The organism is Flavitalea flava, from assembly GCF_054461575.1.
Window position 1 is genome coordinate 85,308 of the sequence record NZ_JBTLQH010000013.1, and the last position, 13,899, is coordinate 99,206.

Below are 13,899 nucleotides of genomic sequence, written 5' to 3' on the forward strand. Positions count from 1 at the left end.
GACTCAAAAGTCAACGGTGGATGAAAGATAAGGCGTGATATTAAACAATTTATTCTTCATGACGATCACAATGGATTTTCCCCGGAGGCTTCCCTGCAGACCATAGCTGTATTGACTGGGAGAACCATATACATTATAAATACCGGCTGTCCAGTTGAACCGGAATTTTTTCTTATGCGCAGGAACCGGGTGATAACTGGCAGAAAGATCAAGCCTGTGATAAGGAAGAGTTCGATATTGATTAACCCCTGAAAAATGATAAATAAAACGATAATTCCGTAAGGGATCTTCCGGATTGAAAATTTGCTGCGCATTGTCATAATCGGGGTAGATCCGTTCCGGCAGGGAAAAAACATCCCCGGACGCAATCATCCATAACAGGGAAATATCCTTGGTCTTATTTACTTTATAGGTCATGGCGATATTAAGATTATGGCGGCGGTCATACTTAAAAGGAAACCGTCTGCCCTGGTTGATCTGATCGAACTTCCTCCAATTCCACGATAAGGTATAGGCAATATGTACATTCAGTTTTTCACTCGTTCGTTCGGCCATTAATTCCAATCCATAACTCCAGCCTTTGCCTGTCTCCACATTACCTTCCCAGGCAGAATCGGTATTAATAAAGAAACTTTTCCCTTCCGCATAATTGGTGACCTTATCCATTCGTTTCCAATAGGTTCCAGCCGTAAAGGAAAATTTTTGAGCAGTAGTATAGGTATATCCCAGATCGATCGCCCTGCTTTCTTCAGGCTTAAGCAATGCGGTGGCTGGCACCCAGGTATCACTGTTGATACCCAGGGAAGGGTTGCTCAATAAATGTAAATACTGGACCATCCGGCCATAAGAAAGGTAGACCTGGTGTTTATTGTTAAATTTGTAGGCAGCAAACAAACGCGGCTGAAGGGCGGTATAATGAAACTGCCTGAACCGGTATGCAGAAAGATGAATCCCGGGTCTCAGCAGCAAATGTTTGCCTATATTCATTTCAGTTTCCCCATAGACCGTGTTTTCCCTGAAAGGTAAGGCGGCGAAGGATTGGAAGGCTGCAGGATCGATCGTGATCGAGGAATCGATCTTACTTTCAAATGGTTTTATCCGGGTATAGGCGACCTCACCCCCGAAATTAACCTTAAGGGTATTGGTCACACGCATTTCGACCTGGGTTTTCAAGGTATAATGCGCTATGGAAGAATACGTATTAAAGGAACGATTCATTACCGGCTGACCGGTTGAATCATTGTAAATGGTATAGATAAATCCTGCCAGGTTATAATAATTACTTGTGTTCAGCGAGGTGGTGATAAAAGAATTTGAGCCCAGCAAATGCGTCCATCCCACAGAAGCCACCCGGTTGCCCCATCGCTGCCGGTTATTCAGGTTATTATCATTGACCTGCAGATTCAGGTTATCCTCGCCGGAATAAAGATTCATCATCAGTTTATTATTCCTGTCGAGCAAATGGGTCAGCTTCACATGGAGATCATAAAAATTATTGGAATAATCCTTTTGAAAAAGGTTCAGCGCAGGAGATATCATGCTATGCCGGAAGGACAGCATCATGGCCGTTTTGTTTTTTTTCAAAGGGCCTTCCAGGGTAACAGATCCGGCAAGCAGGTTAAGATTCGCTTCCCCGCTCCATTTTTGCATGTTCCCGTCTTTGGTATTCACATCGATTACTGAGGAAAGGCGCCCTCCGAAGCGGGAGGGAAAATCGCTTTTAAATAAATGCATGGACTTCAGGGAAGTCTTATTGACAATGGACAATGCGCCCAGCATATGTGAAGGATTAAAGACCGGGTTGCCATCCAGAAGGAACAGATTGCCATCCTGTTCCCCGCCCCTTACCAGCAATCCGTTCGCCGCATCCGTGACATTCATAACGCCTGGCAACAGATACAAAGATCGAAGCATATCGTTTTCGCCCAAAAAGACATTATAAGCATCATAGTCACCGGGAACGATCTTATCACCGCCATTTTTCTTTATTCCATCCCCGGCCGAAACGATAACTTCCGGGATTGCTTCTTTGAGACTTAACGAAACATCCGAACGGAGGTCCCAATGCAGGTCTATCTCGACGATCCTGGATTTATATCCGGCGTAGGTAATTTCCAGACGATGTTTTCCCTCCGGAAGTAACAAGGTAAAATATCCGTGCGCATTACAAAGCGTCCCTTTCCGGGTGGCCGGTTCCCAGACTCCTGCATCATTGAGCGGTTCCCTGCTGCCCTCCTCACTGACGATCCCAAAAAAGGAATAAAGGGGTAATAAAGCATCCTCTTTAAGGGGAAATGGGGCCGCCAGTAAAATGATCTTATCGTTTTTTTCAATCGCCCTCACCTTCTCTCCAGCCAGGATTTCCTGTAACAAAGCTCCCAAAGTCAGGGAATTGCCGCTAACCACAACCATTTTGCCAGACTGTACCACATTGGACGCATACTCAACTATTACCCCACTCCTGGAATTTATCTCCTCGAGGAATTCCTGGATCGTCGCTTTCTGCAGCTGGGAATGAAAGGGCCTGTACAGGCTGTTTTTTTTCTGCGCCTGAAGTTTGTACCCGCAAAGACAGGAAAGCAGGAAGAGAACAGGATATGGAAAACAAATCCTCATCGGTGATGAAGGAATAAGGTATCCTTATTCAGCCTTATCCCGGAGCCCGTCGTTAATTTGATTTCTTCGAGCGCCTCTGTTATGGGTTGTTTTTCGAAACGGGCGGTGAGGCGTATAAGTCGCGCTTCCGCCTTGAGAGCTTCGGGGATTATCACCACCACCCTGTAATAATCACCAATTTCCTCCAGGGCAAGATCCAAAGGAGTATCCCTGAAATCCAGTTTGCCAGTCTTCCAGGCAAAAACGTTCGGACCTTTCGCAGCAGATCTGATGAAACGGTCTTCTTTCAGCAGGGCCTTCTCTCCTTCGGCAAGGACGAGGGTATTGGATGTTTGTCTCATATCTGTGATCCTTACCTTTCCTGTGGCAACGATTACTTCGTCAAAAGATTCCCTTCCTTTAACCAGGAAAGAGGTACCTATATCTTCGATAAGGGCATGAGGGGTCTTTACAGAAAAAGGAAGGCCCGCATCATGAATCACTTCAAAAAAAATCTCTCCGGTCATTTCCACCTGTCTTCCCTTTTTGTTAAAGGCTGGCGAATAGTGCAGGGTAGCGCCTCTGCGCAGCCAGGCCTGAGAGCCATCCGGCAAACGGACTTGCTGATCCGCATTTTCTGCATGGATGACGCTGAAATCCTGCTTATCTCTTTTTGAAAAAAACCACCACCCGGAAGAAAGGGCGATCAAAAGAACAGAAGCAGCGGCAACTCTGTATTTTATCCGTAACCAAGGTACTACAACGACAGGCGGAATTGATTTGCCCAAAGGCCGCGTTGCCGGCTGTATGGGTGGATGCATCGGTAGATGCATAGCCGGCTGCATTTTTTCCCAGGCCGCCACTTTATCGAAAAACTGTTGCTGCAAAGCAGGAGCGCTGTCCTTCCAGATCTTTTCCAGGGCAAGGTACTCCTGCCGGTGCAATGGGTCCGTATCCATCCATATTTGCAGTTCCGCCTGCTCGGATGCTGTAGCTTCCTTATCCAGGTGCTTTATAATCAGCGATTCAAAATATTCATTGTCATCCATAAATTTGTCACCCATAAGTACAGGCGTCTTACACTTAAAACGCGAAAAGGCCCGGAGACCCCCACTTCCTCAGGAAAAAAAGCCGGCAATCAAAAATGCCATATAAATGCCTTTTTCCTTTAAGAACTGGCGCATCATTTTTAATGCTTTACTCATCTGATTTTCTACCGTTTTTACTGAAATATCCAGGTTGACGGCAATTTGTTTGTACGTCAATTTTCCAATCCTGCTTAAAAGAAATACTTCCCTGCATTTTGGGGGTAACCGGTCGATAGCCTTATTCAATAACCATTCGTATTCTTCCTGGCTTTCTACTTCTCCCCTTCTTACCGGCTCGGCACTGATATCCTGCCCGCCCCACGGCAGCAGACCTGTATTTTTTTCCTGTCGTAAATAAGTGATCGAATTATTGCGGACCGCCGTAAAAAGATAATACCGGATAGTGTCGGATAAGATAAGTTCCCTGCGGTCCTGCCAGATCTTCAGAAATGTTTCCTGTACAAGATCCTCGCTGGTATCCGCATTCTTTACGTAGTGGAAAGCATAATTACAAAGGGAATTGTAATAGGCATTAAAGACAGCCTGAAACTGCCGGTTTAGGTGTTCCTGCGAGATCATCATAGTTAGCGCGACTCAAAATAGGAAAACGATCGTTTTGACCAATGTCAGCTTTGGCAAGATAACTTAAAAAATAGTTTGCCTGTTTACCGTAAAACATTTCTTTCTGTTAAAAAAAATTTTGAGCTTCAGGAACTATTAAATGGGTTTTATGTCCTCTAATCAACCAGCCCCAAAAGGCCATACTATACAATCTCTTTATTTCCTGATCAGGCAGGCACTTTCAGGAGCGCACCAGGACTATACCGCCGGAAGCATCCGAAAGGCAGTATTCCTGTTATCCATTCCCATGGTCCTGGAAATGTGTATGGAATCCATCTTTGCTGTGGTAGATATTTTTTTTGTCGGCCGGATAGGTAAGGAGGCCGTAGCCACTGTAGGATTGACCGAATCCGTACTTACCCTGGTCTATTCGGTGGCCATCGGGTTAAGTATGGCGGCAACGGCCATGGTCGCACGCCGGATAGGGGAGAAAAACCCTCTTGAAGCCGCCCGTTCCGCCGCACAAGCTATCAATCTCTCCCTTGTCATTACGCTGGCAGTCAGCCTGACCGGAACTTATCTTGCACCCCAGATATTGAAATGGATGGGAGCATCCGCAGAAGTAGTGGAGACCGGATCCGCCTATACCCGCATTATGTTCGGCGGTAGCCTGGTCATTATGCTTCTTTATCTTATTAATGGTATTTTTCGCGGAGCAGGAAATGCGGCTATCGCCATGTGGTCCTTATGGATCGCTAACGGATGCAATATTATTTTGTGCCCTATCCTTATTCATTATTACGGTTTATCCGGAGCAGCCATCGCCACTACGATCGGAAGAGGGCTGGGCGTTTGTTTCCAGCTCTATCATTTATTCAGGGGTCCCGGCACCATTCGCCTGCTCCGTAAGTATTTTATACCCGACTTTACCCTGATGAAAGCATTGGCTAAGATCGCTTCAACCGGGGCCATGCAGTTTCTTATTGGTTCAGCCAGCTGGATCTTCATGGCAAGGATCGTCGCCCGTTTTGGCGATACTCCCATCGCCGGCTACCAGGTAGCTATCCGCATCTGGCTTTTTTTCCTGCTCCCGGCCTGGGGGGTAAGTAATGCCGTAGCGACCCTGGTTGGTCAGAATTTAGGGGCAAAACAACCGGAACGCGCAGAACAATCAGTCTTCACAGCCGTCCGGTACAATGCTTTGTTCATGTTGTTCGTCTCCTTACTTTTTCTTTTCGGAGCAGGTCCGATGGTCAGGTTCATGAACCGGGATCCGGGTGTCCAGCTGGTAGCTATCCGTGTCTTACACATTGTTTGCCTGGGAAACATCTTTAATGGTATCGGCATGGTCCTGACCAATGCCTTCAATGGGGCCGGAGATACCCGGACTCCGACCATTCTCAACGTTTTTTGTTACTGGGTTTTCCAGGTTCCCGCAGCGTATCTCCTATCCATAGTATGGGGGCTTGGACCAACTGGGGTATTCCTGGCCATCCTTTTGGCGGAAACGGGGATCTGTATCCTTAGTTTTTTTGTTTTTCGGAAAGGAAGATGGAAAAAAATAATGATCTAAGGCAAAAAATGACCAAAAATTGGCTTCTGGGAGTACAATAAAAAGAATTGCCAAAGAGACTTGCACATTTGCAAATAAGATAATATTTTACCTTCCCTTCCGTTTATGGTGTACGGCTGAATGGTTGGGCTGGAAGCTGTTAACTTTAAAACCTGTAAAGCAATGTGTCGTTACCTCTTAAAACCAGTGTTCTGGTGTGTTTTAGTCGCTTTCCTGGGTTCTGCTATGGAAGGGAAAGCCCTTGGAACGGGTCCGCTGGCCGGCGGTCACAAAAATGCAGAAAAAGCCGCCTTTGCCGAAGAAGTCACTTTATTATATGATCAGATCAATTTAAAAGATTTAGGCCTTACAAAAAAAGCCTTTGAATATGCTCTCCGGGGGTATAATTACATGTTGGAACATCATTGGCTTAATAAGACCAATCTTCTTTCCATCTGCGATTTGAGCCAATCTTCCTGTAATAAACGCCTTTATGTGGTAGACCTTGAAAAAAGGGAAGTAATTGTAAACACTTATGTGGCGCATGGACGTAACTCCGGCTCCGAATTTGCCCATTCCTTTTCCAACAACCCTTCCTCTCATAAGACAAGCTTAGGTTTTTATGTGACTCAGGGAACCTATTATGGGAACAATGGCCTTTCGCTTAAGATCCGCGGTCTTGAAAGGGGATTTAACGATAGAGCGAACGGAAGAAATATTGTCATTCATGGTTCCGAATATGTAGGTTCCGATTTTTTACAAATGAACCGTTTTTGCGGAAGAAGTTATGGCTGCCCGGCTATACCTTCGGATGAAACCGAAAAAGTGATCGATCTAATCAAGGAAGGATCCTGTCTGTTCATTTACCACCCGAACAAAAAATATATAAGCCGGTCGAAGATACTTAACAGCTAGCATGGACGCACTTCAGATGGTTTGAAGGTGAAAAAGCTCAATATAGGTTCGTACCCTAAGATTGGGCTTTTCTTTTTCCTACCTAAGATTGGGCTTTTCTTTTTCCCCCAAACTCCCTAAAGGGGGAGTTAAGCAGGCTGGTGCTAATTTTGTATCCTGCACTAATGTTGGTCTATTTTATTAATTTAAATTCTTCCGGAATTTTATTCCCCCTTTAGGGGGCGAGGGGGTGGTCAAAACTGCCAGGCTATCCACTGTGCTAAAAAGCCAATAACCAAACCGGAATAAAGCTCAAAGGAAGTATGGTCGGAGCAGAGGAAACGGGCGGTACATACCAGGCCCGTGACCAGGAAGGCCACTGACAGATAAAGGCCGGAGGCATAGTTGTCCGCAAAAGAATACAAAAAGAAAAACATCAGCGCGCCGCCTACAGCGATCGCGTGCATACTGATCTTATAATAAATATTGCAAAACCAGGCACCGCATACAGCCAGGAATGCGCCCAATAAAAAGTGAACCGCTACCGGCGGGCTGTCCGGAAGATTTTTATATACATTCCATGTCCACCAATAAAAGATCATGGCGATCAGATAAAGCCAGATCCGTTCCTTGGAAGTGCGCAGGAAAACTGAGTCTATAAATTGTAATCTCCAAAGAAGAAAGACAGCAAACAAAGGGAACAGCGCGTTAAAGAAAAAAATGTTGATGAAACGGAACACTTTTACCTTATGCTCGAAACCGGCGAATGCATAAGGATGAAAAAAGATCAGAAAACCCATCACATAGCTGGAGATAAATAGCGGATGGAACAGAAAAGAAACCACCTGGGCCAAAAATCGCAGGACAGGATGGAAATTCTGCGCAAGGGGCGGCGGTGCGGTCAGGGTCCTGTTCATCTCATTCATTTTATTAAGTTGAGCGTTTTACGCCAATACCTTTATTTACCTTATTTTTTCAGGTTCGCTCACCATTCTGGTCAAAGTTCTTTTCGAAGCCTGGCAACAGGGATGTTCAATTGCTCCCTGTATTTCGCTACCGTCCGGCGGGCAATGTTATACCCTTTCTCCTGGAGCATTTCGGTCAGTTTTTCATCGCTGAGGGGCTTCTTCTTGCTTTCCCCTTCGATCATGTTGCTCAGGATCTTTTTCACCTCCCGAGTAGATACTTCTTCGCCACTATCCGTACTCAGGGATTCACTGAAAAAGAATTTAAGCCGGTAGGTGCCGAATTCGGTCTGCACGAATTTACTATTGGCTACCCGGCTTACCGTGGAAATATCAAGGGAGGTCCTCTCAGCAATATCTTTCAGGATCATCGGCCTTAAAGACGTCTCATCACCGGTCATGAAAAATTCTTCCTGGTAATCCATGATCGTATGCATGGTATTATAGAGAGTCTGTTGTCTTTGTTTGATCGCGTCTATAAACCATTTGGCTGCGTCTATCTTTTGTTTGATGAATAAGACGGCCTCTTTCTGACGTTTGTCTTTTTTGCTTCCCCGGTCGTACTCCTTGAGCATTTCCTTGTAACCCTCACTGATCCGTAAATCGGGAGCATTCCGGGAGTTTAGGGTCAGTTCCAGTTTGCCTGCATTATTGGTGATAAAGAAGTCGGGAATGACATAGGTCTCGCCCTTGCTTTTTTCACTGATATCGCCTCCGGGTTTGGGATTGAGCTTAATGATCTGATTGATCACCTCTTTCAGCTGATCATCGCTCAGGTTCAATCCCCGTTGTATCTTGTCGTAGTGCTTTTTGGTAAACTCATCAAAATAATACGTCAATACTTCGATAGCCATCTCCACACTTTTACCATTCCCTTTTTTCCGGTTCAATTGGATAAGCAGGCATTCCTGCAAATCCCTGGCAGCCACACCGGGAGGATCGAACCGCTGGATCTGCTTAATGAGTGTTTCGATCTCCTGATCCGTCGTTTCGATATTCTGGCGGAAAGCCAGGTCATCGGCAATGGAAGCGGTTTCCCTGCGTAAATATCCGTCGTCGTCGATACTACCCACGATCTGTTCGGCGATCCTGCGGGTACGGTCATCAAGGATCAACATGCCCAGCTGATCCAATAAAAGTTCATGGAAAGAAGTCTCTACCTTATGGGGCATAACCCTGTCTTCATCCGCATCCGGGTAATTATCATCCCGAAGCTTATAATCAGCTACATCATCATCATACTCATTTACATATTCACTGATGTCGATATTTTCATACTCATCCTCGCTGCCATCCTTTTCCTCGAATTCCTCCGTGGTTTCAAATTCATCCTTGCTGTCATCGGTCAACCCGTCATCATGATCATCTTCGGTTGCCTCCAGGGCAGGATTCTCCTCCAGCTCTTCCTTGATACGTTCCTCCAGGTTGGCCGTAGGCACCTGCAACAATTTCATCAATTGAATTTGCTGTGGCGACAGTTTTTGTAGTAACTTCTGCTGTAAAGATTGACTTAACGACATGTATTTCAGGGGTTTTGGCCGGGCTTTTTCCTATTATTTAAAAAAAGGGCGCGGACCACAAAAATCAGGCCGTAATTTACATAAAAAGGAGGGATACTTCATGCAACGATTAAAAACTTTTCTTGTTGTATGTGTTTCAATACTTATTACAGAAAAAATTTGTGGACAATTCATCCTGCCGGATAGGCAAAAGGATAGGACGGCTCATTGGGTATTGAGGGAGAATCTGAAGCAGAACCGCCTTGAACTATCCATTAACCTCGTTCCTTTTCCCCTGATTTTCTGGCAGAATATGCCTCAGGCCATCGAGGCAGGTTTATTACTGCGATATCCGCTTAAACCAACTGCCTTTTCAGCAGCTTCCTCTTCTGCCGCTTCCTTTTCAGGGGCAATCTTTTCACCGGATTTACCTCAACTGCCTTTTTCAGTACTGGGCAGCGACTATTATACCCGGCATTTTGGGTTCTTTTGCAAAGGAGAATGGGAGTTTGAAAAAACAACCCGCATCCCACTCCGATTCAGATTGGGCTCGCTGGAGCAATGCAACCAGATGGAACATGGTATGAAGTAGCCGGCCGTCGACCCTGCTTTTTAAGCAGTCACTTTCTCCTTGCTCAGCACCTTTTTTATGGCTGCGACGATCTTTTCTCCTTTTTCCCGGGTCTGTTCTTCTGTCCATAATAACCCGATAGCCGTAGAAACACCCCGGCTAATGATCCGGTCACTTTCAGGGAATTCCGTTTGGGATAGTTTTTTTAAGGCCTCCTTTTGAGGTTCATTAAGATTATTCAGTGTGGCCGCATTGCGAAGATGGTCCCACTTACGGATATAATGCCAGTTGTTCTCGAAGTAATAGAAATTGCCCCCCATGATCCCCTGTTGTTTCATTTCTTCAACAACCGCCTTGGTTATCTCTTCGGTAGGCAGGAACCAGCTAAGGAAGGTACAGCTGTCACCAGCAGCGTCGTGAATGACCCGGAAACTAATCTCTGGCAGGGCCGACAGGATGGCTTTTAATTCAGTGTGATTTTTCCGCTGGATAGCCAGGAATTGATCCAGCTTGCGGATCTGTGCCAGCCCTACAGCAGCATGCAGTTCGGAAATCCGGAAATTATACCCGACAAAAGGGTGGAGATCTGCTCCACGGTCGACTCCCTTATGATCGTGGCCATGATCAGTATAACTATCGCATTTGATATACGTTTCTTCTTTATTCGTCAGAACAGCTCCGCCTTCCGCACAGGTGATCGTCTTAACAAAATCAAAGGAAAAGGTACCGGCATCCCCGATGGTACCCACATGTTTCCCTTTATAGGTTGCGCCAATGCTCTGGCATGCATCCTCCAGCAGGATCAGTTTATGCTCACGGCAGATCGCCTGCAACGCGTCGAGATTGGCCATGCTGCCGCACATATGAACAGGCATGACACATTTGGTCCTGGAAGTGATCGCCTGACGAACCGAAGCCGGATTCAGAGTAAGGGATTCATCCACATCGACCAATACCGGAACAGCTCCTACGCTCAGCACCGCTTCAAAACTGGCCACGAAGGTAAATGTGGGCATAATAACTTCATCCCCGGCCCCGATCCCCAGAACGGCAAGAGCCGTTGTCAGGGCGGTGGTACCACTGGAGGTCAGCTGGGCATATTTACTGCCAAAAGTCTGGCAGATCGCCTCTTCCAATTCCCTGGATTTCCAGATCCCTTTTCGGGGGCCATCAAATCCATAACGCATGAAGATTCCGGTGTTCAGAACATCGTTCACTTCCTTGCGTTCTTCAGGGCCAAATAGTTCAAAACCAGGCATGATTATATAGGATTTAAAATGAATTGATCAGTTGTTCAATTTTAGCATGCAAAGGTAAAAAAATGGCAGTTATTTGGCCGATGTATCTTTTGGGGCCGGATCTTTATCAAATAAAGGTGTTGGGCTGCTTTCAACATTGGTCTTACTGATTGCCGTTACGAAATAATACATTTTTTTATCCCTGCTCCCTGCATCGTCTTTAACCTGGAATTCTGCTACCGGATCGTAAGGGATGAACTTAAACGCGCTGGTGGAATCCGGATTGAAGAAAGGGGTTTCCGCCCGGTAAATGGCATATCCTCTCAACGTATCGTCTACCGATCCCTTTGCCAGCCACGCCGTCATGACAGGATCTTTTTTATCGTATTCACTATGGATTAGCGGCTCGTGGGGCCTGGCCGTGTCAATCCAGTTCATCGGCGAGATCAGTGCAGGATAATTATAATAGTTTTGCTGAAGGCTATCGCTCCATCCATTCGGATTTTTTTCAAAGGACTTGCTGCTGAAGTAAATAGCTCCTCCTACCAATGGATAATTTCTTAATGCCTGTATCTGACGGGTCAGCAAAGTTCTGTCTCTCCAGGCAGGATTACTTCCGGCCCGGTAAATACCCAAACCGATATAACATTGTCTTCCATAGGAATGCCGGCTCCACCAATCAAGAAGGACGGCATAATCTGCCCGTTTAAATCCGATTTCCCAATAAAGCTGGGGTGCCACATAATCTATCCAGCCATTTTTAAGCCATAACAGGATATCCGCATAGAGGTCGTCATAATTGGTCTGGCCTGCCTGGGTATCGCTCCCTTCCATATCCCTGCTTTTATTCCGCCATACTCCAAAGGGGCTGACCCCGAATTTGCAATATTTCTTTTCTTCCTTGATGACCATTCCCAATTGCAATATGATCGAATCTACATTACTCCTTCTCCAGTCCTCTTTGGTCAACCCATTTCCATTTTTGCGATAACTGGCCTCATCCGGAAATTCCTTTCCGGGAATACGGTAAGGATAAAAATAGTCATCGAAATGAACCGCATCGATATCATAACGCCGTACGATATCCCGGATGACCTGCGTTACATATTGTTGAACCTCTTTATTGCCCGGATCGAAATAGGCTGTCCCTCCGTAAGAAACGAACCAATCGGGACGCAAACGGGTGATATGGGTCGGAGCGATAGAAGATTTACCAATGCTGAAGGTGGCCCGGTAAGGATTACACCAGGCATGGAATTCCATTCCCCGTTTGTGTGTTTCCTCGATCATGAATTGCAGGGGATCGTAATAGGGAGAAGGCGGTCTCCCCTGAACTCCGGTCAGCCATTCACTCCAGGGCTCATAGGGTGAGGGATAAAATGCGTCCGTACAAGGCCGTATCTGAACGACTACCGCATTTAATCCGTTGCGGCGGTGCATATCCAGCAACCGGATGAATTCTATTTTCTGACTGTCCGTACTAAGTCCTTTTTTTGAAGGCCAGTCAATATTTTCCACCGTTGCCACCCAGGCCGCCCTGAATTCATATTTTGGCTGGCTAAACCCGGAAGCCGGGATCACCAGGAAGCAAGTGCAAAAAAGGCAGGCAGCAAAAAACAGCTTCTTCATTTGATCTAAAGGGTAGTTCATCATTTGATCTAAATCTGATTAATCGTGAACCGGCTCCTGACCGGAGTTACGGACTTTATCCAACAGGGTGTTCAGCGTCTTTGCTTCTCCGTCTGTAAGACTCCGCATGATATCGTCCATTTGCCCGTTATAAGCGTCGATCTTTTCCAGCAATCCCTGTCCATTCCCCGTTATCGTTACATCCACCAGGCGCCGGTCTGTCTTACTGGTGCTTTTTGTAACCAACCCTTTTTTCACCAGACGATCCACGATCCGGCTGGTATCGCTCATTTTATCCAGCATCCGCTGCCTGATCTGCAAGGTGGATAAGGGTGTTCCCGCGCCCCTGAGGATCCGCAGGATATTGAATTGCTGAGAAGTGATCTGTGCCTCCTCAAAAATCCGGTTCATTTTTTCCGTTAGCCAATTAAACGTGTAAATGATATTGATCGCAGATTTCTGATGTTCATTGCGGTATTTATGCTGATTGATATCATTTTCTAATGCCATAGGCCCCGGTTCGTTTGGTCCTTTATAATATTATTTGCAAATATTATCTGTAAAATTAAAGAAATTTTATGGTGGAATACGTTAAAATGGGTCTAAACAATTGGAAATGAAAGGTCTTTTGGGACAAATCTTCTTCAAAAAGTGGATTTGAAAGTGGGGGGTACCGGGGGGGAACTTCTGCCTCAACACTGTTGAGGCCTCGTTCGTAACCTTCGCAAGGCTCGGTTACACCGGTCGCGACGCATAGATGGGAAATCAGGGCCGGATTATTTTTTATTATAATCCGGCCCTGATTTCCTGAACGAGTATAAATATAGTATACAGATGATGGGATTCATGTAAAAGAAAAAATTCGGCCCAAAGGCTGGTGGAAAATAGCCCATATTTAGGATGACGCCCCATCCGCTCAAGTTCTGCATCATTCAACCCCGTCAAGCGATCCAGGATCAGGGTACGTTTGTCCTGAATATCAGCGATCAACTCTTCAAGTGATTTTTCCAGATAAGCAGGGAACAAGGGGTCTTTTTCTGCCACATAACGTTCGAACAATGGGGATTGCTCACAGCTGATCCTTTCCATACGCCTGATAAAGACGGGCTGATAGGCTGCCAGGTGGGCAATATTTTCAAAAGTGCTCCACTTCTCCGGATTGACCCGTTTTTTCAATTGTGTTTCGTTCAGGTCACCGATCAGGGAAAAAATAGTCTGCTGCTGGTATTGCAAACGGGTGAGTATAGCGGGTGATAATGGCATTTTCTGCGGTGTTAGGTGTTTTCCGGAACAAATCTTCTTTTAAA

General features: G+C 45.9%; 12 protein-coding genes. 3 read left to right on the forward strand and 9 right to left on the reverse strand.

Annotation, left to right across the window (positions count from 1 at the left end; genetic code table 11):
• Positions 1-3 precede the first annotated feature (3 nt).
• The 3 genes from ACX0G9_RS14105 to ACX0G9_RS14115 are packed head-to-tail and all read right to left on the reverse strand — an operon-like array spanning position 4 to position 4,265.
• The gene (locus ACX0G9_RS14105; protein ID WP_459065561.1) at positions 4-2,616 is read right to left on the reverse strand and encodes a TonB-dependent receptor; all 2,613 of its coding nucleotides are present in this window, start codon (positions 2,614-2,616) and stop codon (positions 4-6) included.
• On the reverse strand, positions 2,613-3,659 hold the full coding sequence (locus ACX0G9_RS14110; RefSeq protein WP_459065562.1) for a FecR family protein: 1,047 nt from the start codon (positions 3,657-3,659) through the stop codon (positions 2,613-2,615). The genes ACX0G9_RS14105 and ACX0G9_RS14110 overlap by 4 nt, the downstream gene beginning before the upstream one ends.
• Positions 3,660-3,713: 54 nt before the next feature.
• Positions 3,714-4,265, reverse strand: coding sequence for an RNA polymerase sigma-70 factor (locus ACX0G9_RS14115; RefSeq protein WP_459065563.1), 552 nt, complete (start codon positions 4,263-4,265; stop codon positions 3,714-3,716).
• 148 nt (positions 4,266-4,413) lie between these two features.
• Between ACX0G9_RS14115 and ACX0G9_RS14120 the strand changes: the two genes are divergently transcribed.
• Together ACX0G9_RS14120 and ACX0G9_RS14125 are read left to right on the forward strand one after the other, a co-directional pair.
• Positions 4,414-5,817, forward strand: a complete 1,404-nt coding sequence (locus ACX0G9_RS14120; RefSeq protein ID WP_459065564.1) for an MATE family efflux transporter — start codon at positions 4,414-4,416, stop codon at positions 5,815-5,817.
• 162 nt (positions 5,818-5,979) lie between these two features.
• A complete protein-coding gene (locus tag ACX0G9_RS14125) occupies positions 5,980-6,711 on the forward strand; it encodes a murein L,D-transpeptidase catalytic domain family protein (protein WP_459065565.1) in 732 nt (243 codons plus the stop codon).
• A 233-nt stretch (positions 6,712-6,944) separates the two neighbouring features.
• Here the strand turns inward: ACX0G9_RS14125 and ACX0G9_RS14130 are convergent, their stop codons facing one another.
• Both ACX0G9_RS14130 and rpoN read right to left on the reverse strand, forming a co-directional pair.
• Entirely contained in the window at positions 6,945-7,607 is a 663-nt protein-coding gene (locus ACX0G9_RS14130) for a hypothetical protein (protein ID WP_459065566.1), read from the reverse strand.
• A gap of 80 nt (positions 7,608-7,687) precedes the next feature.
• Positions 7,688-9,175, reverse strand: a complete 1,488-nt coding sequence (gene rpoN, locus ACX0G9_RS14135; protein WP_459065567.1) for an RNA polymerase factor sigma-54 — start codon at positions 9,173-9,175, stop codon at positions 7,688-7,690.
• Between the two features lie 100 nt (positions 9,176-9,275).
• On the opposite strand from rpoN, the gene ACX0G9_RS14140 reads away from it, so the two are divergent.
• Positions 9,276-9,746 (forward strand): hypothetical protein, encoded by a 471-nt coding sequence (locus ACX0G9_RS14140; protein ID WP_459065568.1) that lies wholly within the window; start codon positions 9,276-9,278, stop codon positions 9,744-9,746.
• Positions 9,747-9,766: 20 nt separating this feature from the next.
• On the opposite strand, the gene ACX0G9_RS14145 is transcribed toward ACX0G9_RS14140, so the two are convergent.
• The 4 genes from ACX0G9_RS14145 to ACX0G9_RS14160 all read right to left on the reverse strand — a co-directional run bounded on the left by ACX0G9_RS14145 (position 9,767) and on the right by ACX0G9_RS14160 (position 13,855).
• Positions 9,767-10,984, reverse strand: coding sequence for a DegT/DnrJ/EryC1/StrS family aminotransferase (locus ACX0G9_RS14145; protein ID WP_459065569.1), 1,218 nt, complete (start codon positions 10,982-10,984; stop codon positions 9,767-9,769).
• Between the two features lie 69 nt (positions 10,985-11,053).
• On the reverse strand, positions 11,054-12,592 hold the full coding sequence (locus ACX0G9_RS14150; RefSeq protein WP_459065570.1) for a glycoside hydrolase family 10 protein: 1,539 nt from the start codon (positions 12,590-12,592) through the stop codon (positions 11,054-11,056).
• Positions 12,593-12,631: 39 nt separating this feature from the next.
• Entirely contained in the window at positions 12,632-13,102 is a 471-nt protein-coding gene (locus tag ACX0G9_RS14155; protein WP_459065571.1) for a MarR family winged helix-turn-helix transcriptional regulator, read from the reverse strand.
• Positions 13,103-13,378: 276 nt separating this feature from the next.
• The gene (locus ACX0G9_RS14160; RefSeq protein ID WP_459065572.1) at positions 13,379-13,855 is read right to left on the reverse strand and encodes a DinB family protein; all 477 of its coding nucleotides are present in this window, start codon (positions 13,853-13,855) and stop codon (positions 13,379-13,381) included.
• Between the last annotated feature and the right edge of the window lie 44 nt (positions 13,856-13,899).